The 22384-nt window shown below is 72.9% G+C and carries 19 protein-coding genes; 8 read left to right on the top strand and 11 right to left on the bottom strand.

Annotated features, from left to right (window positions below):
- The first annotated feature begins 69 nt into the window (after nucleotides 1–69).
- The 3 genes from G3576_RS32320 to G3576_RS16695 all read left to right on the top strand — a co-directional run bounded on the left by G3576_RS32320 (nucleotide 70) and on the right by G3576_RS16695 (nucleotide 3940).
- Complete coding sequence (locus tag G3576_RS32320; protein ID WP_164695561.1) at nucleotides 70–1953, top strand: hypothetical protein; 1884 nt, start codon at nucleotides 70–72, stop codon at nucleotides 1951–1953.
- Complete coding sequence (locus G3576_RS16700) at nucleotides 1950–2750, top strand: DUF2272 domain-containing protein (RefSeq protein WP_328729242.1); 801 nt, start codon at nucleotides 1950–1952, stop codon at nucleotides 2748–2750. Before G3576_RS32320 ends, G3576_RS16700 begins: the two co-directional genes overlap by 4 nt.
- A gap of 71 nt (nucleotides 2751–2821) precedes the next feature.
- The gene (locus G3576_RS16695) at nucleotides 2822–3940 is read left to right on the top strand and encodes an NADH:flavin oxidoreductase/NADH oxidase (protein WP_164695560.1); all 1119 of its coding nucleotides are present in this window, start codon (nucleotides 2822–2824) and stop codon (nucleotides 3938–3940) included.
- A 172-nt stretch (nucleotides 3941–4112) separates the two neighbouring features.
- Here G3576_RS16695 and G3576_RS16690 read toward each other — a convergent pair whose 3' ends face one another.
- The 6 genes from G3576_RS16690 to G3576_RS16665 all read right to left on the bottom strand — a co-directional run bounded on the left by G3576_RS16690 (nucleotide 4113) and on the right by G3576_RS16665 (nucleotide 12927).
- Nucleotides 4113–5651 carry an ATP-binding protein gene (locus tag G3576_RS16690; protein WP_164695559.1) on the bottom strand — a complete coding sequence of 513 codons (1539 nt, stop codon included), beginning with the start codon at nucleotides 5649–5651 and terminating at the stop codon, nucleotides 4113–4115.
- Nucleotides 5641–6435, bottom strand: coding sequence for a response regulator (locus G3576_RS16685; RefSeq protein WP_164695558.1), 795 nt, complete (start codon nucleotides 6433–6435; stop codon nucleotides 5641–5643). Before G3576_RS16685 ends, G3576_RS16690 begins: the two co-directional genes overlap by 11 nt.
- A gap of 134 nt (nucleotides 6436–6569) precedes the next feature.
- Nucleotides 6570–7970 (bottom strand): NAD(P)H-dependent flavin oxidoreductase, encoded by a 1401-nt coding sequence (locus tag G3576_RS16680; RefSeq protein WP_164695557.1) that lies wholly within the window; start codon nucleotides 7968–7970, stop codon nucleotides 6570–6572.
- Nucleotides 7971–8159: 189 nt separating this feature from the next.
- Nucleotides 8160–10415, bottom strand: a complete 2256-nt coding sequence (gene pnp, locus G3576_RS16675; protein WP_164695556.1) for a polyribonucleotide nucleotidyltransferase — start codon at nucleotides 10413–10415, stop codon at nucleotides 8160–8162.
- 359 nt (nucleotides 10416–10774) lie between these two features.
- The gene (locus G3576_RS32595) at nucleotides 10775–12088 is read right to left on the bottom strand and encodes a DUF5666 domain-containing protein (RefSeq protein ID WP_164695353.1); all 1314 of its coding nucleotides are present in this window, start codon (nucleotides 12086–12088) and stop codon (nucleotides 10775–10777) included.
- Nucleotides 12085–12927, bottom strand: a complete 843-nt coding sequence (locus G3576_RS16665) for a DUF6502 family protein (RefSeq protein ID WP_164695555.1) — start codon at nucleotides 12925–12927, stop codon at nucleotides 12085–12087. Before G3576_RS16665 ends, G3576_RS32595 begins: the two co-directional genes overlap by 4 nt.
- Nucleotides 12928–13050: 123 nt before the next feature.
- Between G3576_RS16665 and G3576_RS16660 the strand changes: the two genes are divergently transcribed.
- A complete protein-coding gene (locus G3576_RS16660) occupies nucleotides 13051–14952 on the top strand; it encodes a glycosyltransferase (RefSeq protein WP_164695554.1) in 1902 nt (633 codons plus the stop codon).
- Nucleotides 14949–15863: a glycosyltransferase family protein gene (locus G3576_RS16655; protein WP_164695553.1), complete on the top strand. Its 915-nt coding sequence runs from the start codon at nucleotides 14949–14951 to the stop codon at nucleotides 15861–15863. Before G3576_RS16660 ends, G3576_RS16655 begins: the two co-directional genes overlap by 4 nt.
- 2 nt (nucleotides 15864–15865) lie before the next feature.
- On the opposite strand, the gene G3576_RS16650 is transcribed toward G3576_RS16655, so the two are convergent.
- A complete protein-coding gene (locus tag G3576_RS16650; protein WP_164695552.1) occupies nucleotides 15866–17107 on the bottom strand; it encodes an MFS transporter in 1242 nt (413 codons plus the stop codon).
- 80 nt (nucleotides 17108–17187) lie between these two features.
- Between G3576_RS16650 and G3576_RS16645 the strand changes: the two genes are divergently transcribed.
- Nucleotides 17188–17982, top strand: coding sequence for an AraC family transcriptional regulator (locus G3576_RS16645; RefSeq protein ID WP_164695551.1), 795 nt, complete (start codon nucleotides 17188–17190; stop codon nucleotides 17980–17982).
- Between the two features lies 1 nt (nucleotide 17983).
- On the opposite strand, the gene G3576_RS16640 is transcribed toward G3576_RS16645, so the two are convergent.
- Complete coding sequence (locus G3576_RS16640) at nucleotides 17984–18202, bottom strand: hypothetical protein (RefSeq protein ID WP_164695550.1); 219 nt, start codon at nucleotides 18200–18202, stop codon at nucleotides 17984–17986.
- Nucleotides 18203–18344: 142 nt separating this feature from the next.
- Here G3576_RS16640 and G3576_RS16635 point away from each other — a divergent pair, with 142 nt between their 5' ends.
- On the top strand, nucleotides 18345–18524 hold the full coding sequence (locus G3576_RS16635; protein WP_164695549.1) for a hypothetical protein: 180 nt from the start codon (nucleotides 18345–18347) through the stop codon (nucleotides 18522–18524).
- A gap of 82 nt (nucleotides 18525–18606) precedes the next feature.
- Nucleotides 18607–19857 (top strand): putative DNA modification/repair radical SAM protein, encoded by a 1251-nt coding sequence (locus G3576_RS16630; protein WP_164695548.1) that lies wholly within the window; start codon nucleotides 18607–18609, stop codon nucleotides 19855–19857.
- Nucleotides 19858–20006: 149 nt separating this feature from the next.
- Here the strand turns inward: G3576_RS16630 and G3576_RS16625 are convergent, their stop codons facing one another.
- From G3576_RS16625 to G3576_RS16615, 3 genes are all read right to left on the bottom strand, one after another.
- Complete coding sequence (locus G3576_RS16625) at nucleotides 20007–20825, bottom strand: DUF4394 domain-containing protein (protein WP_164695547.1); 819 nt, start codon at nucleotides 20823–20825, stop codon at nucleotides 20007–20009.
- Nucleotides 20826–20923: 98 nt separating this feature from the next.
- Nucleotides 20924–21619 (bottom strand): anti-sigma factor, encoded by a 696-nt coding sequence (locus tag G3576_RS16620; protein WP_164695546.1) that lies wholly within the window; start codon nucleotides 21617–21619, stop codon nucleotides 20924–20926.
- On the bottom strand, nucleotides 21616–22155 hold the full coding sequence (locus G3576_RS16615) for a sigma-70 family RNA polymerase sigma factor (protein WP_164695545.1): 540 nt from the start codon (nucleotides 22153–22155) through the stop codon (nucleotides 21616–21618). The genes G3576_RS16620 and G3576_RS16615 overlap by 4 nt, the downstream gene beginning before the upstream one ends.
- Nucleotides 22156–22384 lie beyond the last annotated feature (229 nt).

Raw genomic sequence — 22384 nt, 5'->3', positions numbered from 1 at the left:
GGCGCCGCCCGCTGTTCCGCGCGGGGCGCCCGCGCGGTATCCTGGCACCAGACCCGAAAGCGGAGGCCCATGCGCAACCTGCTGCACGCAACCGACCGCGACCGCCTGGCCGCCTGGTTCCGCGGGCCGATCGAGCGCAGCGTGGCGCTGGACGGCAGGCGGCTGACGGCGCTGGCGGAAGGCGAGGCGGGTGGTAGCTTCTGCGCCGCCGCGGGCAATGCGCGGGCCGCCGAAGCGCTGGCCATGCCCGACATCCATGACGCCGCGCCTGGCCTGGCCGCGGCGGCGATCGACTTCGCCATGGCGATGGAGGACGCACCCGAACCCTGCGGGCGCCTCGGCTGCCATGGGCTGCTGGTGGTGCAGGAGGATCCGCGCGACCTGCTGGTGCTGACGCCCTTCGACGCCTTCGGGGGCGACCTCTCGATCGGCATGCTGCACCAGCGCCCGCGCGGGCCGCTCGACGCCCTGGTCTCCGCCACCCATGGCGGCAACAACGTGGAGTTCCAGCTCGGCTGGCGTCCCCACCGCGAGGATGTGGAGGAGGCGGTGACGGCCTGCGGGCTGGATCGCGAAGGGGAGACGGTGGTGGCCTGGCACGAGAGCCGGGTCATGGGCCGTGCCGGCTGGCTGCGGCCGCGCCGGGTGGAAGTCGGGCGGGTCCGCTACGCCTACACGATCAGCGGCGCCTCCCCCCTGCTGCGGCTCACCGTGACCTTCACTGCCGCCGTCCCGCTGCGTCGCGTGCGGCTGACGACGGCGCTGGACGGGCTGTCCGACAGCGGCTTCGCGGAAGGCGTGGTGCAGGAGGGCGCCGGCTGGCGCCGCCTTCCCCCACCCTCCCGCGCCGGCACCGAAACCTGGCAGGCGGCGGGGCCGGCAAGCCACGTCGCGGTCGCGCCCGAGGGCTGGCCGCCGGATGGCGCGACGCTGCACCTCCGCCCGGTCGATCCGGACCGCGTGCTGCATGTCAGGGCGACCGCGCTGCGTCCGGGCCAGGTGCAATGGGTCCTGCTGCGGCATGGCGGGGTGTCCCTCGCGGCGGGAGAGACGCTGGTGGTGCGGGAGGACCGCTTCCTCTCCCGCGGCCTGACGGCGCCGGAAGCCGCCCAGGCCATGGCGATGACCGGCGCGGACGGGCTGGACCTGCAGCCCCTGCCGCCACAGGGCGCCACCCTCAACGCCATCGGAACCCATCTCCTTTTCGCTGCGGCCGAGGCGTATCGGGACCCGGTCCCCGCGGCGCGGCGGGCGGCGCTGGCGGCGTGGTTCGACGCGCATCTCGACCGGCTGATGGATGGCGAGGCGGGGCTCGAGGATCTCGCGCATGCCGCGCTCGGCGTCGATGCGCGGCTGCGCGCGGAGGCACAACCCCGCCACGCCACGGCGTTGGGCGACCTTGCGGGACGCATCCTGGCGCTGCAGGGCGATGACGGGGTGTTCCGGGACCGCGACGGTCGCCTGGCCGATCCGGCCGTGCAGGCCATGGCGCTGCTGGCGCTGGCGCGCGCCTTGCCGCAACTCGATCCCGCACGGATCGCCCCGGCCATCGCGGCCGCGCTGGCCGCGGTGCGGCCGGGCATGGTGGACCTGGTGGCGGGGCCGCGACGCGCGCAGGCGGAGGGGTTGCTGGTGGGCGGCGCCGCCCGGCAATCCGAACTCCGCTACGGGGAGGGCGTGGCCCTGATGGTGCGCGCGACCGGTGCGGTGATGCTGGCCGCCACGGTGGCCCCCGGCGCGCTGGACGCGGCAGCGATCGGCCAGGCGGAGGAGTTGCACCACCATGCGATCGCGCTGCTGCGTCCGCTGGTCCGGCTGCAGGGCGGCACGCTGGTGGTGATGCCCTCCCCCCTCGGCGGGGATACGGAGCCGACCACCCAGGCCGCCGCCATGCTGGGGCTGATGGCGCCGGATGCGGTGATCCTGGGCCTGGCGGCGGCGCCGGCGGCGTGAAGTCACTTCCAGCCCTCGGCCTGCTGGCCCTGCTGGCGGGTTGCGCCGGCGCGCCGGAAGCGCCGCCCTCGCCGCCACTCTCCTACCCCCCCGCGGCCGCGCAGCGCGTCGTGCGGATCGCGCTGGCGGAGTGGCGGGATTGGGGGGAGGTGACGCGCCCGGCCTGGACCACGGCGGAGGAGATGGCGGCGCGCGAGGCCGATCCCGGCAACTTCCCGCGCGTCATGGCCTATTGGCAGGCGGTGCCGGAGGATCACGGCGCCATCCCGCTGAACCGCCGCCGCTACGCCGCGGCGCTGGCCCGGCAGCCGGAGGGGGCGGCGCTGTGGTCCACGCCCTACTGGTCGGCCGCCTTCATCTCCTGGGTGTTCCGGGCCGCGGGCATCGATGCCGCGGAGTTCCCGCCGAGCGCCACCCATGCCTTCTACCTCGATGGCCTGATCGCCACCGCCCGCCGCTTCCCGGCCGAGGCGCCCTTCATCCCGCATGCGCCGGATGAACGCGCGCCCGCGCCGGGCGACCTCCTCTGCTTCGACCGCGGCCCGTCGCCGCTGCGGCACTGGACGGAACGGCTGGCGGAGGCCGGGCGGGCGCGGGCGATGCATTGCGACATCGTGGTGGAGACGCCGCCGGGGGAGGTGCGGGCGGTGGGGGGCAATGTCCTCGATGCCGTCACGATGACCATCTACCCCGCCGGGCCGGATGGGCGCCTGCTGGCGGCACCGCCGGGCCGGCGGCCGCTGCTGCTGCTGATGGAAAGCCGTCTCGGCTGGCTGCCGCCCTGGTCGGGGCCCTGATTGACCCCTGAATTGGTGGGGCTATGCCTGGGGCAAGCCGCCCGCTTCCCGGGCCTCGGAGCATGACCAGCATGGCCGACCTCTTCTCCCCCCTCCAGCTTCGCGACACCACCCTGCCGAACCGCATCGGCATCTCGCCGATGTGCCAGTATTGCGCCGGGCCGGATGGCCGCCCGACCGACTGGCACCTGGCCCATCTGCTGCAGCGCGCCATCGGCGGCGCGGGGATGGTGATGGCGGAGGCCACCGCGGTGACCGCCGACGGCCGCATCACGCCGGGCGACCTCGGTCTGTGGGAGGATGCGCAGATTCCGGCGCACCGGCGCCTCGCCGCCGCCATCGCCCATGCCGGCGCGGTGCCGGCGATCCAGATCGGCCATGCCGGGCGCAAGGCCAGCCGCGCGCCGGCCTGGGACGATGCGCCGGCCGAGCCGGGCTGGGAGATCAAGGCCCCCTCCGCCATCCCGATGGGCGCCTTCGCCACGCCCACCATGATGACGACGGAGGAGATCGAGGCGATCCCGGGTTTCTTCGCCGCGACCGCCAGGCGCGCCGTGGCCGCGGGCTATGGGCTGGTGGAGCTGCATGCCGCCCATGGCTATCTGCTGCACCAGTTCCTCTCCCCCATCAGCAACACGCGCAACGACCGCTGGGGCGGCGATTTCGAGGGCCGGACGCGCCTGCCGCTGGCAGTGGCGAAGGCGGTGCGCGAGGCGGTGGGGGAGGGGCTGCCCCTGCTGGTCCGCATCTCCCACACCGACTGGATCGAGGGCGGCTGGACGACGGATGAGTCCATCGAGCTGGCGAAGCGCCTGAAGGCGGCGGGGATCGACGGCATGGACGTCTCCTCCGGCGGCATCGACCCGAAGCAGAAGATCGTGCTCGGCCCGGGCTACCAGGTGCCGGGGGCGGAGGCGGTGAAGCAGGGTGCGGGCATGGTGGTGGCCGCCGTCGGCCTGATCACGGAGCCCGAGCAGGCCCAGGCCATCGTGACGGAGGGCAGGGCCGACCTCGTGCTGCTGGCCCGCGCCACGCTGCGCGATCCCTACTGGCCGATGCGCGCCGCGGTCGCGCTGGGCCGCGTCGATGCCGCGCGGACGCCGCCGCAATATGACCGCGCCTGGGGCAGCATCGCGCGCATGGGCATGCGGCGGGAGACCGGGAGCCCGATGGCGGCGCTAAGCGAGTAATCAACGGACCGGTCTCTTGACCGGTCCGAGCGCCCGAATCGGCGCCGCGGCATATGCCGCGAAGCCAAGGAAACCGGAGGTTTCCGCGTCACGCCGAAGGCGTGCCTGCGGCACGACGCGTCTGAGGGGGGCCTGAGCGGTCACGCGAAAGGGCCGTTAGTATAACGCGCCCCTACGGCGCGGCAATGGCGGCCAGCGCCGTCGCCACCTCCGCCGGGCCGAAGGGCTTCTCGAGCACGGGCGGTGGCTGGTCGGGGTCCAGCGCGGCCACGGCGGCGGGGCCGGCCACCGTATCGCCGGTAACGAAGCAGAAGCGGCCGCGCAGCCCCGGATGGGCGGCGATGGCGCGGCGGTAGAAGCCGCCGCCGCCACCGCCGGGCATGCGGAGGTCGCAGAAGACGCCGTCGAGCCCGCCCTGCGCCAGGCGGGCGAGGGCGGCGGGGATGTCCGTCACCACCTCCGCCGCCACGCCCTGCACCGCCAGCAGGTCGGCCAGCGCCTCCCCCACCTCGGGCTCGTCATCCACCACCAGCAGGCGGCGGCGCGGCGCGGCGCGGGGGGCCTCGGGCGGCGCGGCGGCGGTGGTGCCGCCGCCCGGCGGCAGGCGGACGACGAAGCGGGCGCCGCCGAGGGTGCCCTCCTCCAGCCCGATGGTGCCGCCATGGGCGCCGAGGATGTTGCGGCAGACCGCGAGGCCGAGGCCGGTGCCGGCACCGAGCGGCTTGGTGGTCACATAGGCCTCGAAGATCCGCTCCCGCATCGCGGCGGCCACGCCGGGGCCGTTATCCTCCACCGCGAAGCCGGCGCCGCCATCGGTGGTGGCGAAGGTCTCGAGGCGCAGGCGGCGGGGCTCCGGCTGGTCCGCCAGCGCGGCCTGGGCGTTGACCAGCAGGTTCACCGCCACCTGGCCCAGCTGGTCCGGGTCCGCCTGGATGCGGGGCACCCCCGGCGCCAGCGCATGCTCCACCGCGATGCCGGCGCTGCGCAGCCCATAGGCCACCAGCTCCTGCGCGCCGCGCAGCGTGGCGTTGAGGTCGACGGCGCTGCGGCTCGGCGGCTGCTGGCGCACCATGGCGAGGAAGGTCTTCACGATCCGCCCGCAGCGCGCGGCCGCGGCATGGATCCGCGCGGCACGGTCGCGCACCGCCGGGTCCTCCGCCACCGCTTCCAGCATGGTGGTCTGCGCGACGACGACCGCCAGCGGATTGTTCAGCTCATGCGCCACGCCGGCCAGCAGGCTGCCGAGCGCCGACATCTTCTCCGTCTGGTGCAGGCGTTCGCGCTGGCGGGCCAGTTCGGCCTCCGCATCCCGTATCGGCGTCAGGTCGCGCAGCCAGGCGGTGAAGAAGGTGCGGCCGGCGGCCTTCACCTCATGGATCGACATCTCGCAGGGGAAGACGCTGCCATCGGCGCGCATCGCCTCCATCTCCAGCCGCTGGCCGAGCACATGGGGGCAGCCGGTGGCGTGGTAGCGGGCGAGCCCCGCCTCATGCCCCGCGCGGTGATGCGGGGGAACGATGGTGTCGCCGATCGGGCGGCCCATGATCTCGTCCCGCCGGTGGCCGAAGATGCGTTCCGCGGCGGCGTTCCAGCCGATGACGCGGCACTCCCGGTCGGCCGTGATGACGGCATCCAGCGCGGCGTCGATCACGCCCTGCTTCAGCGCCTCGGCCTCCGTCAGCCGGGCGAGGAGGGAGGCCTCACTCTCCATCGGGGGTGAAGACGTAGCCCTGGCCGCGGATGGTGCGGATCAGCCGCGGATTGGCGGGATCGGATTCCAGTTTGCGGCGCAGCCGGGTGATGCGGACGTCGATGGAGCGGTCGAGCGGATCGACATCCTTGCCATGCGCCAGCACCAGCAGCCTTTCGCGCGAGAGCACCTGGCCGGGATGGGTCGCGAGGATAAGGAGGAGATCCACCTCCATGGTCGTGAGCGGCACTTCCTCCTGCCCCGGATCCAGCAGGCGGCGGCGATCCGGGCTGAGGGTGAAGCCGCCGAAATGCAGATCCGGCGTGCGGCCGGCCGGGGCTGCCGGCGCGGGGAGCGGCGCAGGCGCGGCGGGGATAGCGGGACGCGGCGCCACGCTCGGCGCCGCGACGCGCGGTTGACCGATTGGCGCAGCCACGCGGCGACGAAGGACGCTGCGGAGCCGCGCCAGCATCTCCCGCAATTCGAAGGGTTTGCCGATGTAGTCGTCGGCGCCGATCTCCAGCCCCACGATGCGGTCCACCGTCTCGCCCAGCGCCGTCACCATGATGATGCCGGGCGGGCGGGGCAGGGCGCGGAGGCGCCGGGCGATGGAAAGCCCGCCTTCCCGCGGCAGGTTCAGGTCCAGCAGCACCACATCGACCGGGCCGGCAGCGAGGGCGGCATCGAGCGCCGCGCCATCCGCGCAGGCGCAGACGGCAAAACCTTGCAGGCGGAGGTAGTCCACGACCACCTCCCGCAGATCGGCTTCATCCTCCACGACCGCGATGCGGGTCGGCGATGCCATGGTCCCCTGTGCCCCAGACGAGTTTGCCCCAGACGCGGGCTCAACCTACAGGGGGGAGGGTCCGGGTGTCACCGCGCCGGCGTGGCGCGGTGAAACCGTTGCAATAAAGAAAACAGTGTTTCGGCGGCCCGCCTTCAGCGGCCCGTCATGATCCGCTCGACCAGCTGCTTCGCCGTCGGCACGAAGCCGTTGGAGTAGAAGGGGTCGGTGCCGAAGCGGTAGGCGTTGTGGCCGGAGAACATCAGGTTCCGTTCCAGCCTGCCGCCATGGGCGATGTCCTGCAGCGTCTTCTGGATGCAGAAGCTGCGCGGGTCGGCCTTCTTGCCGGTGGTGAAGTCGGGCTCCACCTGCGTCCAGTTCGAGAAGCGGCAATGGGACAGGCAGCCCATGCAGTCCGTCTGGTCCTTCAGGATCTCCCGCGCCGCCGCCGGCGTCTCGAAGACCAGCGTGTCGTCGGGGGTGCGCAGCGCCTCGGTGAAGCCGGACGCGATATAGCCTTCCGCGCGGGGCAGGTCGTCCGGCTTCAGGTAGACCAGCCGCTTGCGCGGCCCGATGCCGAGCGGCGCGGTATGGGCCTCGTTGGGCTCGGTCGTGTAGGCCACCTGGCGTTCGCTGCGCGCTTCCAGCTCGTTCAGGAATTCGGTGCGCACGGCGGAGGAGTAGAAGCCGGTCGGGCTGAAGGGCTGCAGCAGCACATCGCCCTCCTTCAGCTGGAGGAGGCGGGTCTTCCACTCCTCGCTGATCGGGCTTTCCTGCGTCAGCAGCGGGCGGGTGCCGAACTGGAAGGCGACGGGTCCCAGTTCCTCGCTGTCGATCCAGTGCTCCCATTCCTCCAGCCACCAGACGCCGCCGGCCATGATGATGGGCACGTCGTGCAGGCCGAATTCGCGCATCGTCTGGCGCAGCTTGAGGACGCGGGGATAGGGATCCTCCGGCCGCTTCGGGTCCTCGCTGTTGGACAGGCCGTTATGGCCGCCGGCCAGCCAGGGGTCTTCATAGACCACGCCGCCCAGCAGCTCCCGCTGCTTGTTGTAGGACCGCTTCCACAGCGCGGAGAAGGCGCGGGCGGAGGAGATGATGGGGTAGTAGTGGACGCCGTATTCGCGGGCGAGGTCGGCCAGGCGATAGGGCATGCCGGCGCCGCAGGTGATGCCATGGACCAGGCCCTTGGCGCCTTCCAGCACGCCGCGCGCCACGCGCTCGGCGCCGCCCATCTCCCACAGGATGTTCATGTGGATGCGGCCCTGGCCGCCGGCGCGTTCATGCGCTTCGCGCGCCTGGGCGATGCCGCCGGCGATGCCGTAGGCCACCAGCTCCTCATGCCGTTCGCGCCGCGTGCGGCCGTGGTAGATCTGGCGGATGACGTTGCCGTCGGCGTCGTAGCTGTCGGCGTTCACGGCGGAAAAGGTGCCGACGCCGCCGCCGGAGGCCCAGCCGCCGCAGGTGGCGCCGTTGGACACCGCCACGCCCTTGCCGCCTTCGACCAGCGGCAGGACTTCGACGCCGCCCATGCGGATCGGGTTGATAGCCTTCAAGGCTTTGGGCTCCGGTGACTGTCTCAGACGGAAGGGTGGTCATAAACGAACCACGGGGCGTCCAAGAAGACGTCCCGTGGATCGCTAATATGGCGTGTCCCGGCCCACTATGGGAGAGGGGGCACGGGATTACCCGAGCAGAGTGGTCGGAAGCGGGACCGCCAGCGTGGTCCGCGCCCCCGTCTGGCGTCAGTCGCCGCCGTGCTCGCCGCCCTCGCGCCGCGGGCGGAAGCCGCGCTCGCCACCGCGGTCACGGTCGCGGCGGGGGCCGCGGTCACCGCGATCGCCGCCACGGTCACCACCCTCGCCTTCCTCGCGCGGGCGGCGGGCGCCGACCTGCTCCGTGATGTCCGCGCCCGTGGCCTGGTCCACCACGCGCATGGAGAGCTTCACCTTGCCGCGGTCGTCGAAGCCGATGACCTTGACCTTCACCTGGTCGCCGTCCTTGACCACGTCGGTGGTCTTCTGGACGCGCTCATTGGCCAGTTCGGAGATGTGGACCAGGCCGTCCTTGGCACCGAGGAAGTTCACGAAGGCGCCGAATTCGGCGGTCTTCACGACCTTGCCGTTGTAGATCTTGCCGATCTCCGGCTCCGCCACGATGCCCTGGATCCAGTCGATCGCCTTCTGCGCGGCCTCGATGCTGGTGGCGGCGACCTTGATGGTGCCGTCATCCTCGATGTCGATCTTGCAGCCCGTCTGCTCCGTGATCTCGCGGATCACCTTGCCGCCGCTGCCGATGACGTCGCGGATCTTGTCCTTGTTGATGTTGATCACGGTGATGCGGGGCGCGGTGGCCGCCACGTCGCCGCGCGCACCGCTGAGGCCCTTGGCCATCTCGCCCAGGATGTGCAGGCGGCCATCCTTCGCCTGGCCGAGGGCGATCTTCATGATGTCGAAGGTGATGGACGTGATCTTGATGTCCATCTGCAGCGCGGTGATGCCCGCCTCGCTGCCCGCCACCTTGAAGTCCATGTCGCCCAGGTGGTCTTCGTCACCCAGGATGTCGGAGAGCACGGCGAAGCCGCGATCCTCCTTGATCAGGCCCATGGCGATGCCGGCGCAGGGGCGCTTCAGCGGCGTGCCGGCGTCCATCAGCGCGAGCGAGGTGCCGCAGACCGTCGCCATGGAGGAGGAGCCGTTGGACTCCGTGATCTCGCTGACCACGCGCAGCGTGTAGGGGAACTTCTCCTTCTCCGGCAGCAGCGGGTGGATCGCGCGCCAGGCGAGCTTGCCGTGGCCGATCTCGCGCCGGCCCGGGGAGCCCATGCGCCCCGTCTCGTTCACGGAATAGGGAGGGAAGTTGTAGTGCAGCATGAAGTTCTCGCGGTACTCGCCCGCGAGGGCGTCGATGATCTGTTCATCCTGCCCGGTGCCCAGCGTGGCGACGCAGAAGGCCTGCGTCTCGCCGCGGGTGAAGAGGGCGGAGCCGTGGGCGCGCGGCAGGATGCCGACCTCGGCCACGATGGGGCGGACCGTCTTGGTGTCGCGGCCGTCGATGCGCAGCCCCGTGTCCAGGATGGCGTTGCGGACGACGTCGGCCTCCAGTTCCTTCAGCAGGCCCTTGGCGGCGCCGGCATCGAGGCCCTCGGCCTCCAGCTGCGCGACCACGGCCTTCTTGGCGGCGGAGACGGCGTTCTGGCGGGCCAGCTTCTCGACGATCTTGTAGGCCTCGGCCATCGGCGCGCGGCCGAGTTCGGCGATGCGGGCCTTCAGCGTCCTGGCGGCCTCGCTTTCCTCCGGCAGGGCCCAGGCGTCCTTGGCGGCCACCTCGGCCAGCTCGATGATGCCCTGGATGACCGGCTGGAAGGACTTGTGGCCGAACTCGACGGCGCCGAGCATCACGTCCTCGGACAGTTCCTTCGCCTCTGACTCCACCATCAGCACGCCTTCGGCGGTGCCGGCGACGACGAGGTCGAGCGCGCTCTGCGCCATCTGGGCCGCGGTCGGGTTCAGCACGTACTGGCCGTCGATATACGCCACGCGGGCGGCGCCGACCGGGCCGAAGAAGGGGATGCCGGAGAGCGTCAGCGCGGCGGAACAGCCGACGAGCGCCACGATGTCCGGGTTGTTCTCGAGGTCATGCGACAGGACCGTCGCGATCACCTGCACCTCGTTGCGGAAGCCCTCGGGGAAGAGGGGGCGCAGCGGGCGGTCGATGAGGCGGGAGATCAGCGTCTCGGATTCGGAGGGCCGGCCCTCGCGCTTGAAGAAGCCGCCGGGGATCTTGCCCGCGGCGAAGGCCTTCTCCTGGTAGTTCACGGTCAGCGGGAAGAAGTCCTGGCCGGGCTTCACGCTGCGGGCGCCGACCACGGTGCAGAGCACGATGGTGTCACCGAGCCGCGCCATCACGGCGCCATCCGCCTGGCGGGCGATCTTCCCGGTCTCCAGCGTCAGCAGCTGGCCGCCCCAGGAGATGTCCTTGCGGAAGTATTTGTCGAACATGCGTCGTCCTTCTCGGCCCCGCCGGATGCGAGGCCACGTCATGACACCGCCCGCGGGGCTGCCCGCGGACGGCTGAATGCGTGGAAGACGGATGCGCGCGGTGTCGTTCCTGTCCAGTCGGACAGGGATGGTCGGCGACTCGGGCGGCATGGGAAGGCGGAGGGCCCACCGCGTTGTCGCGCAGTGGGAAGGCCGCCCATGTGGCCGGAGGCGCCGTCATCCTCCCATCCGGGAACGGCCCATCCTCGGTGCATCCGCTGCCATCGCAGCGAAGGCCGGGGCCCCGCCAGGGGACCGGCCCGGGCGGGGCTATGGCATGGAAGGGGGCGAAAGGCCAGCGGAAAGGGTTTTTGGCGGTGTCAGCGGCCGCCGTGGCCACCCCCGGGACCACCGCCGCCGGGCCCACCGCCGCCGGGACCACTCCCAGCACCGCCACCGGGCCCGCCACCCGGACCACTACCTGGGCCGCCACCTGGGCCGGCACCGGGTCCGCCAGCAGGGCCACCGCTCGGACCGCCACCAGGACCGCTGTCGCCAATGCCTGGAGGGCCTCCCGGGCCACCAGCCGAAGCGCCCGGGTTCGCGAAGCCAGCCCCCGGCGGCGCGGCACCGGGCGGCGCGGCACCGGGCGGCGCGCCCATAGGGCTGGCGGGACCGGGACCGGCGGGACCACCATCGCCGTCTGACATCGCGGGCGGCGGCATGGCCGCGATGGCCCGGAACCCGCCATCTGCCTGGCGCGTCGCTTCCACCACCAGGCGGCGGGCTTCGGCCATGGGGCGGAGCGCGGCATCCGCCGAGAGACCGAGCGCTGCATCCGCCGCAAGCACCGCGCCCCCTGGGCCGAGCCGCAGGCCTTCACTGCCGCCGACAAAGGCCTCCACCAGCAGGCGGCGCGTCTCCGGCCCGAAGCGGCGGAGCGGATCGACCAGGGTCAGGTCGGGCTCGATCCCGTCCAGCCGCAGCCTGCCATCATGCCAGGTCCCGGTGGCGACGACCGGCACACCGATCACGAGGCCGCCGGTACCACCCGCCTCCAGCCGCACGGGGCCGATCCGCAGCCCCGCCGCATCCCGCTCCACCACGCCGCGCAGCAGGGCGCGGCCCGGTTCTGCGGGGTCGATGCGTGTTGCCTCGATCACGCCATCCGGCCGCGCCAGGCCGCTGACGGCGATCCAGGTGCCGGGCGCCCAGTCCTGGCCGCCGCGGAGCGCCGGGGCGAAGGCGAGGGGCCGGCCGGCCACGACCAGCCCGCCCGGGCGGGTCGCGGTGACGGGTCCGACCACCTCCTGCCGCACCGCGACCTGTTCGGCCCGCAGCACGGCGCCCTCGCCCGCCGCGCGGATCACCACGACCTGGCCGGCGCGGAGCGGCGCCTCGGGCCCGAAGCCGCCATCGCGGGGCACCGGGCGGCCGTGGCTGTCGTGCTCCACAGCAATGCCGTTGACACAGATGCTGGCGAAGCCGGTGACGACGCCGATAACGCCCGTGCCGCCGATGCCGCGATCGCCCCCCGCCAGCGCCGCCGGCCGGCCGGTGCCGCCGATGCCGCGATCACCGGCGGCGAGGGGCGCGCCGTCATCGGGCCCGATCCGGCAGGACGGGTGCGACGGCGGCGGCGGCGCGCAGGCGGCGGCCAGCAGCAGCGGCAGCAGGAAGGCGAGGCGCCTCATCCCCGGCGCTCCGGCGGCGTCTCGGCCTCGGTGTAGAGATAGACGCCGAGGTTGACGCGGCGCGTCGGCGTGCCGGGCGGTGGTTCCGGCTGGCCGTCCAGCATCGCCAGGACCTCCCGGTTCACCTCGACCAGCATGCGGTCCACCGCGGCGCGGCCCAGCGCTTCCATGCGCTCGGCGATCGCGGGCGGCAGGCCATCGTAGTGCACGGCGCGTTCCAGGAAGGCCGGCTGCGCGCCGGCGACATTGGCGGTGGCGGCGGCCAGGTGGTCATGCAGGTTGCGGGCGAAGTAGTGCAGCTGCGCCTCCGTCCCCGGCCGCGGCACGAAGGCCGCTTCCTGCAGCACGGCGCGGTCCCCCGCATCCAGCCGCACCACGCCCTGGGCCAGCCATTCATCCAGCACCGCGCGCGGGCGCACATCCCGGGTCACCGCGCTGACCAGCGCGTCGAAGGAAGGCTCGCCCGCCGCCGAGGTGCGGGGCAGGGGGAGCGGCCGCCCCGCCGCATCGCTGAAGGCAGGCAGGCCAAGCCAGCGCGCGACCAGCTGGCTGTGCAGGGTCACGACCGGGGGCAGGTCGGGCGCCTCCGGCGGCTGTTCGCGGAGCCGCCGGATTTCCTTCCGGTGCACGCCCGTCATCAGGCTGAGCCGGCTGTCGGTACGCGCGGCCGCGCTCGCGATCTCCTCCGCCGCCACCTGGACATAGAGGCCGCGCACGAGGTCGGCGAAGACCGGCCAGGTGAGCCCGGCGCGGATCATCAGGCGCAGCAGGGGGCGCAGCAGCCGGGCCAGCGGGCGCAGCAGGGCCGGAGCTGCGGGTGGTGCGGGAAGGTCGGACACGGATCGGGCGCTTCGCGGTGTCAGGCAGCGTAACACGTCGTGACGTGGGAAATCAGCCCACACGATTGACGTGGGAAATTTTCCCACATTATGTTGCCGCCAGACCACATGGCGGACCCGGTGATGACCACGCCCAAGCCCTTCCCCCTTCCTCGGCCCGCCCCCCGGCCGGTCGCCCGCATCGCCGCCGCGGTGATGGGCGAGCTGCGCCGGCATCCCGGCCTGCGCGCCGGGCTGCGCGGCCTGGCCGGCCCGGCGCTGCCGCTGCTGCGCCCCTATCTGCACGCGCTGCCGACAGCCGATGCGCTGGGCTACCAGCGCTGGATCGAGGAGCACGACACGCTGTCCGACGCCGAGGCGCAGGCGATGCGCCAGGAGGCGCTGGCGGGCCGCAACCCGCCGCTGCTGTCCATCGTGATGCCGGCCTATGAGACCCCGCCCGCGCTGCTGCGGCAGGCGATCGCGTCCCTGAAGGCGCAGACCTGGCCGCATTGGGAGCTCTGCGTGGTCGACGATGCCTCGCCATCGAGCCATGTAGAGGCGCTGCTGTCGGAGATGGCCGCGGTGGATCCGCGCATCCGCTGGCGGCGGCGCACGCGCAACGGCCATATCGCCCGCGCGACCAATGATGCGATCGGCATGGCGCGCGGCGACCACGTGCTGCTGATGGACCATGACGACCTGCTGCCGGCGCGCGCGCTGCATGAGGTGGCGGCGCTGATCCGGCGGCACCCGGACCTCGACATCGCCTATTCCGACGAGGACAAAATCGACGGCCAGGGCCGGCGCTTCGCGCCCTACTTCAAACCCGATTTCGATCCGGAGCTGCTGCGGGCGCAGAATCTGGTGAGCCATCTCGGCGTCTATTCGACGCGGCTGCTGCGCCGGATCGGCGGCTTGCGGCCCGGCTTCAACGGTAGCCAGGACCATGACCTGGCGCTGCGCGCCTCGGCGGCGACGATGCCGGCGCGGATCCACCACATCACGCGCATCCTCTACCATTGGCGCCAGCCTACGCAGGGCAGCTATTCGAAGCGGGAGGCCGCGCGCTGCGTCCGCACCTCCCGCGCCGCGGTGATGGAGAGCCTGGCCTCGGCGGGGGAGGTCGGCGTGGTGTTGCAGCCCGCGCCGCTGGCGCCCGGCTGGCATCGCGTCGTCTATCCGGTGGCGCAGCCGCGGCCGCTGGTCAGCGTGCTGGTGACGATGCCGGTGGGCGGGCGGCTGCCCGACTGCGCGGATGGCGTGCTGCGGCGGACCAACTGGGCGGAGCTGGAGATGATCGTGGCCGCGCCGCCGGCGGGGCCGGGGAGCGGTCCGTTCCGCCCGCTCGATGCCCGCCTCCGCTGGCTGGAGGTGCCGCCGGGCACAGGCCGCGCCGCGGCACTGAACCTGGCGGCGGCGGAGGCGCGGGGATCTCTGCTGCTGATGCTGGACGAGGCGGCGGATGTGCTGTCGCCCTACTGGGTGGGGGAACTGGCCAGCCAGGCCCTTCGCCAGCCCGTGGGCGCGGTGGGCGCCAAGCTGATGGGTCGGGACGGAAGATTGCTGCATGCCGGCTTTGCCCTGGACCCGACGGCGGTGGTCCGGCCGGTGGCGCCGGGCGCGATGGCGGGCGATGTCGGGCCGGGCGGGCTGCTGGCGCTGACGCGGCAGGTCTCCGCCGTCTCCGGCGCCGTGATGATGCTGCGGCGCGCGGTGTTCCAGGCCGCGGGCGGCTTCGACGAAGAGTCGCTGCCGCATGCGCTGCATGACGTCGATCTCTGCCTGCGGCTGCAATGGCGCGGGATGCGCGTGCTTCACACGCCCTTCGCCATGCTGATGCATCGCGGCGTGATGGAAGCCCTGCCGGCGGCGCCGGTGGAGGCTGCCGCTGCGCTGGAGGCGGCGCGCGCGGTGATGCGCCAGCGATGGGCGGAGGCCCTGGCCGCCGATCCCTTCCAGAACCCCAATCTCCAGGTCCTCGCGGCCTGCATGACGCACGCCGCGGGCAGCGGCTTCGAGTGGTCCCGGGGGGGTGTCGCGTGAGCGCGCCGCTCGATGCGGGCCTGGCCGCCGGGATCGTGCTGTTCCACCCGGCGCCAGCGCTGCTGGAGGCATCGCTGGCCTCGCTGCAGGACAGCGTCGGGCGTATCTACCTGTTCCTGAACGCGCCGCTGTCGCCCGCCACGCGCGCCGTGGTGGACAGGCCCTGGCCGCGGCCGGCGGTGCTGCTGAACGATGGCACGAATCTCGGCCTCGGCACCGCCTACAACCGCATGGCGGCGATGGCGCGTGCGGATGGCTTCTCGGCGCTGCTGCTGCTGGACCAGGATTCGTCGCCCCTGCCTTCCATGGCCCCGGCCCTGTGCGAGGCGCGGGCGAGGTTGATCGCGGCCGGTGAATGCCCCGCCGTGGTGGGGCCGCTGCCGGTGGCGGCGCGGGGCTGCGGCTGCAAGGCGCCGCGCTGCTTCCGCCGGGGCGGCGCGGTGCCGGCCGCGGGGGCGGTGCCGCTGGAATTCGTCATCTCCTCCGGCTCGCTCATCGACCTCGCGGCCTTCGAGGCGGTGGGCGGCTTCCGAGAGGATTTCTTCATCGATGCGGTGGACATCGAATGGTGCCTGCGCGCCTGGGCGCGGCACTATTCCTGCTGGATGCTGTCCTCCGTGCCCATGCCGCACCGGCTGGGGCAGGGCGTGCTGCGCGTGCCGCTGCTGGGGCTGAGGCTGGCGCGGCAGCCGCCCTTCCGCCTCTACACTCATGCGCGGAACCAGGTGGCGATGCTGCGCCTGCCCTCGGTACCGCTGGCCTGGAAGTGCCGGGCCGCGCTGGCCATGGCGGCGCAGTCGGTGCTGCATGCCTGCGCTAGCGGTGGGTGGCCGGCGCTGAGGGCCTTCGCGCTGGGCGTGGCCGATGGGCTGCGCAGCCGGCTCGGCCCGGTGACGCGGGATTTCGGGTAGGGCTATTCTGCAGCCTGCGGAAGCCCGCGCGGCGCTTCCGGCGCCCGCGCCCAGAGTTCCGGCGCCAGCTCCTCCCGCCGGTCGGGGAAGGCGAGCGCGCAGACGAAGGTCACGCCCCCGAAGGCTGAGAGCACCAGCAGCACGCTGCCGAGCCCGCCCGCGGTGCCGTGCAGCCAGGCGATGACAGGGCTCGCCGCCGCGGCACCGAGGAAGCCCACGAAGAAGCGGATGGAATAGAGGCGCGTGCGGAGCTTCGGGCCGACATAGCGGGCGGTCATCGTCTCGTTCACCGTGACCTGGCCGAAGATGGCCGCCGCCAGCAGGCCGGCCACGGGCAGCACCGCCCAGCCCTCGAGGAAGGAGAGCAGGGCGAGCCCCGGCAGCGGCACGCAGGCGAGCGGCAGGAAGACGCGCTTCAGCGTGTTGCGGTCGATCAGCCGCCCGACCGTGAGCTGCGTGATGCCGCCGCAGATGATGGCGAGGAAGGCCAGCATGCCGACCACCGGCAGCAGCTCCGGCGAATTGGCGAGGCGCTCCTCCATCAGCTTCGGCAGCAGGATGGTGAAGGCGTTGAAGATGAAGCCGCTGACGGCGGCGAGGCTCATCAGCACGATGACCGCGCGGCGGACGATGGCGGGCGGGATCTCCGGGAAGGGCTTGCCCGCGGCCTTGGTCTTGGCGCTGTCCTCCGGCCCTTCGCGCAGATAGAGCAGGCCGACGGCCAGGCAGAGCGCGCCGGGGATGATGAAGGCCCAGCGCCAGCCGAGGGCCGCCGCGAGGAAGGCCGTGACGGCCGGGGCCAGCGCCACGCCCGCATTGCCGAAGACGCCGTTGATGCCCATGGCGCGGCCCACCTTATCCCCGGCCGCATCCACCAGCATGGCGGTGCCGATCGGGTGGTAGATGGCGCTGAAGGCCCCCATGAAGCCGAGCGCCAGGGCCAGGGTGACCGGCCCCGTCGCGAAGCCGGCCGCGGCCATCGAGGCGCCGGTGCCGAGGAAGAAGGCCGCCATCAGCGCCGGGCGGCCGAAGCGGTCCGCCAGCGCGCCCATGGGCAGCGACCCCATGCCATAGACCACGAACATGCCGGTGCCGAGCGCCACGATCGGGCCGTAGCCGGTGCCGAAGACCTCGGGTTCCTGCAGCACGATGCCGAGCACCGCGGTGGCCAGGATCAGCAGCCCGTAATGGGTGAAGATATGCGCCGCGTTGATGAACCAGATCGTGCGCCGAGCCGCGTCCATGATGCCGTTCCCACAGTTTCGCAGGCTGCTCCTGCCGGGGGTCATGCTAGGCTGGCGCGAAGGAGACGTCCCGACAGCCCATGTCGCCAAACCGCCATTCTGCGGGGCAGCCCGCGCCGCGCCGCGACCTGCCGCAGGATGGGGTGGACCGGCCGCTTGCCGCCTTCGCCCGCGACTATGCGGAAGGGGAGGGGGTGCCGAGGCATGCGCATGACCGCGCGCAGCTCCTCTGGGCCACCCGCGGCACCATGCGCATCGCGACCGACGCCGCGGGCTTCGTCGTGCCGCCCGGCCATGCGCTGTGGATGCCGGCGCGGGAGCCCCATCGGGTGGCGACGGAAGGTGGCGTCGCCATGCGCGCCCTGTTCCTGCGGGAGGATGCGGCGGTGGCCGGGCCGGAGGAGGCGACGGTGCTCGCCGTCTCCTCCCTGCTGCGCGAACTGATCCTGGCCGCCTGCGCGGAGCCGCTGGAATGGGATCCCGCCGGGCGCGGTGGCCATCTGGCGGCGCTGATCCTGGACGAGATCGCCCGCGCGCCGGCGCTGCCCTTCCGGGTGCCGGAACCGCGCGACCCCCGCCTGAAGCGCCTGGCGGAGGCGCTGCGCCGCGACCCCGCAAGCCCGAGGCGGCTGGAGGAATGGGCCGGGGAGGCCGGCGCCAGCCCGCGCACGCTGGAACGGCTCTTCGTGGCGGAGACCGGGATGGGCTTCGCGCGCTGGCGGCAGACACTGCGGCTGGCGGAGGCGGCGTCCCGCCTCGCCAGCGGGGAGTCACCGGCGCGGGCGGCGGCGGCGGTCGGCTATGCCAGCGCGCCCGCCTTCGGCGCGGCGTTCCGCGCGGCCTTCGGGATCACGCCCGGCGCGGCGCGGCGGTAGGTCAGGCCCGCCGCGCGCCGTAATGCGGGCGCGGCGGGCGGGCGGGCCAGGTGGCGGCCTCCACCTGGTCCGCCGTCGCGGCGATGCGCGCGGCGGCGAGCGGATGGCCGCCATCCAGCGCCGCGAGCGCCAGGCGACGCAACTCGGCCAGAATCGATTCGAGCGAGGCCGGCGCCGTTGCGGGCGCGACGGGCTCGCGATCGGGGTGGCCTCCGGTCATCCTCGTACCATTGCGCAAAAGGATTTGTCCGGACAGGAAAGAACGCGGGATGACGTCCGCGGCATGATCACAAGAATGCGACCGCCTTGCGGGAACTTCCGGGCAGCCGCGTTACTGCCGCAATCGGGGCGGGAGGACATCCATGCGAAGTGCATCGGCCGAACATCTGCCTGAGGCAGCCGGGCTCGCCGGGACCATGATGACCGGACCATCGCCGGTGAGGGCGGTGATCCTCATCCTGCTGGTCTGGGCGGTGGCGACGACGATCTTCGTCGGCGGCGTCGGCGCCTGGGTCGCCATGTGGCGGCGCTGGCGCGTCTAGCGCCGGAACGGGTCGCGCCGACCCCTTGCGGGCTTCCGTCTTGAACATAACATGAACGGAAACCTCTCGGATTCTGAACCCCATGGAGCTGCGCGAGAAGCTCGAGATCCTGGCCGATGCCGCGAAGTATGACGCCTCCTGCGCCTCCTCCGGCACCGCCAAGCGGAACAGCCTGAAAGGGGGGCTCGGCAGCACGGAGGGGTCGGGGATCTGCCATGCCTATGCGCCGGACGGGCGCTGCATCTCGCTGCTCAAGATCCTGCTGACCAATGCCTGCGTCTTCGACTGCGCCTATTGCGTGAACCGCGCTTCCTCCAACGTCCGCCGCGCCCGCTTCACGGTGCGGGAGGTGGTGGATCTGACGCTCGCCTTCTATCGGCGCAACACGATCGAGGGGCTGTTCCTGTCCTCCGGCATCATCCGGTCGCCGGACTACACGATGGAGCAGCTGGTGCTGGTGGCGCGCACGCTGCGGGAGGAGCACGGTTTTCGGGGGTACATCCACCTGAAGACCATCCCGGATGCGGCGCCCGAATTGCTGGAGGAGGCCGGGCGGCACGCCGACCGGCTTTCCATAAATGTCGAGCTGCCCAAGGCGGAGAGCCTGACCACGCTGGCGCCCGAAAAGGATTTCCGCAGGATCCGCCTGGCGATGGCGGGGCTGCGCGGGAAGATTGAGGCGCGGGAGGAGGCGGTGAAGACCGCGCGCCGCGCCCGGCCGCCGCGTTTCGCCCCGGCGGGGCAATCCACGCAGATGATCGTCGGCGCCGATGGGGCGGATGATGGCGTGATCCTCGGCACGGCGACGGACCTCTATGCGGGCTACCGGATGCGGCGCGTCTACTACTCCGCCTATTCGCCTATCCCCGACGCGTCGCGCCTGCTGCCGCCCATCGCGCCGCCGCTGGTGCGGGAACACCGGCTCTATCAGGCGGATTGGCTGCTGCGCTTCTACGGCTTCTCGCGGGAGGAGATCCTGGCCGGCGGCCAGGGCGGCATGCTGGACCTCGAACTCGATCCCAAGACCGCCTGGGCGCTGAAGCACCGGGAGCACTTCCCGGTGGATGTGAATACCGCGCCGCGGGAGGCGCTGCTGCGCGTGCCGGGGCTGGGGGCCAAGACGGTGGATCGCATCATCGCCGCGCGGCGCCACACCCTGGTGCGGGCGGAGGACCTGGCGCGACTGCGCGTCAGCCTGCCCAAGGTGCTGCCCTTCGTGCTGCTGCCCGGGCATCGGGCACGGGGGCTGGAGATGCCGGGCCTGCGCGGGCTGCTGGTGCCGGAGACGGCCTTCGCCCGCGCGGCGAAGCCCGCGCAGTTGTCGCTGTTCTAGGCGGCGAAGCCGGCGCAGCGTTCGCCGTTCTGATGGGGGCGAGGCCGGGATTGCTGCCCCGGCCCGCGCTTCCGCCTGCCCGTTCACGACAGCGCCCCCCGCCTCATGGCCGGCCGGGGTGGGTGGGTGGCCGGCCATGAGGGACCCCGTCACCGCATCGCGGCGATGTCGATCACATCGGCCTGGCCGAGGCCGCTGACCGCGCCGGTCGCCGTCAGGCGGCCATTGGTGAGGTCGATCGTGTGCAGCGTGCCGCCGGCCAGGACGAAGCCGGTATTGGTGCCCTGCGCATCGGTCAGGATGTCGAAGGCCGTGCTGGCGGGCAGCGTCATGCCGACCATGCCGCGGGATTGCTGCACGCCGTCATTCGGCGGCGCCTGCAGGTTGAAGCTGCCGAGCAGGGTGTCGAGCGTGTAGAGCGCCGTGGTCGGCGCGCCGGGCTGGCCGGCCGCCGGGGCATTGGCGGGCGGCGCGACGCTGTTGGTGTAGGCGCCGGCGGTGATGCGGGGCTGAGTCCCGGCATTCGCCCCCTCGCCGTACTTCAGCGTGCCGTCGCGCACGACTTCGCCGCTATCGACGTTCACGCGGAAGTTCGTGCCGTTCATGCCCATCAGCCGCAGGCGGTTGGCGACCGGGTTGAAATCGACCACGGCGCGGCCGCCGCCATCGAAGGGCATGTTGAGGCGGGAGACCTGCGTGGCGCGGCCGGTCGCGGGATCGATGGTGACGATCTGGCTGCGATCCGTGACCCCATAGAGGCGGCCATCCTGAGGGCGCTGGTCGATGCCGATGACGCGGCCCTCGGCGCCGCTGATGCGGACGGGGGCGCTGGCGCGGCGCGTCTCCCCATCGATGCGGACCAGGCTGTTCTCGGCGGTCAGGCCGATCAGCGTGGTGGCGCCGGCGGGGGCTGCGGCGGCCGCGACCAGCGCGGTGGCGAGCAGGGCGTGGCGGAAGCTGAGGGACATCGCGTTTCTCCGTGGCCGTCTCGGGGCCCGGCGGGCCCCACTGACGGCGTTACGGAGCCGGCGCGCTACCGGACGCAGCGACTACGGAAGAAAACCGATCACGAACCCGTGGCCGGCGCGAGGCGGCCGATGAACTGGATCGGGCCGGTCGGGCGGCCAATCGGCGACCCCCCCGGCGGCTCCAGCGTGATCTCGATCAGCATCCCCGGGCTCGGGCGGATCGTCGCGGGGCGGACGGTGATGCGCCCATCGGCGGGGATGAGGCCGAGCGAGGTCGGCGCCGTCTCCCCCTGCGGCAGCGCCCACAGTTCCAGCACGCGGTCCGGCGGGGCCGGGCGGGTGTTGAGCGAGGCGAGGCGGATGCCGGCCTGGTCGGCCTCCACCAGCCAGGCCGGCTGTTCGCGATCCGTCAGCAGCACGGTCATCAGCCGCGGCTCCGGCGCCGGGCGAAGGACCATCAGGGCGGCAAGGCCGGCGGCGACGGCGGTGGCGCCGATGGCCCCCGCCCGCCAGGGGTCGAGCAGGCGGCGCCACCAGGACAGGGAAGGGGCCGGCGGCGTGGGGTCCAGCGCCGCCGCGATTCGCGCCCAGAGGTCGGGCGGCGGGGCCTCGGGCGGGGCAAGGGCGGCGAGCGGCGCGAGCTTCGCTTCCCAGGACGCGACCGCGCCTGCCAGGGCGGGATCGACGGGCAGGGCGGCGGCGACGGAAGCGGCCTCCCGCGCCTCCAGCGTGCCGAGCACGTATTCGGCGGCGAGGGCGTCGCGCTCCTCGGCGGTCATCGGGCGGCCGCTCATGCCAGGCACTCCCGCAGCCGCAGGAGGCCGCGCCGGATCCAGGCCTTCACCGTGCCGAGCGGCAGTTCGAGCTGGGCGGCGATCTGGGCGTGGGACAGGCCATGCACAAAGGCGAGGACGATGCCGCGGCGGTTCCGCTCCTCCAGCGAGGAGAGGCATTCCCGCAGGCGCACGCCTTCGGATTGGGCGGCGATGCGATCCAGCGCATCGGCCTCCACCGGCGTGTCGCCGAGGCCTGGATCATCCGTCGGGATCTCCCGCCCCCGGGCGCGCGCCATGTCGAGCGCCGCGTAGCGCACGATGGCGGCGAGCCAGGATTCCGCCGACCCCCGGGCGGGGTCGAACTGGTCCGCACGGCGAGCGATCTTCAGGAAGGCGTCCTGCAGCGCATCGGCCGCCGCGTCGCGGTCCCGCAGGATGGCATTGGCCACGCCGAAGAGGCGAACGGATTGCCGTTCATAGATCGCGCGCAGCGCATGCCTGTCCCCCCGCGCGACGGCGGAGAGCAGCGGGGAAAGGTCGGTCACGGCATCCATGCGCGCGAAGAATGCTCATGCGGCGCGCAAGGACGCAACGGTGGCAGGCACTGCCCGCGGATCGGGCAGGCGCGGGCGCCGTGCCGGCCGGGCTGGCGGATGAAGCCCGCTCCATGCCCTGGCATGCGGTTTGCCAAGCGCAGCCCATGGCATCCTGGCCGCCCCTTTCCGTCCGCCCCGCCGCAGGCCGCCCCCGGCGCCCTGGCCGGCCGGCGCGCGCCCATGGGCT

The sequence above is a fragment of the Falsiroseomonas algicola genome (assembly GCF_011040385.1).
In the GTDB taxonomy this organism is placed as follows: Bacteria; Pseudomonadota; Alphaproteobacteria; order Acetobacterales; family Acetobacteraceae; genus Falsiroseomonas; species Falsiroseomonas algicola.
This window is presented reverse-complemented; position numbering and strand designations above follow the sequence as displayed.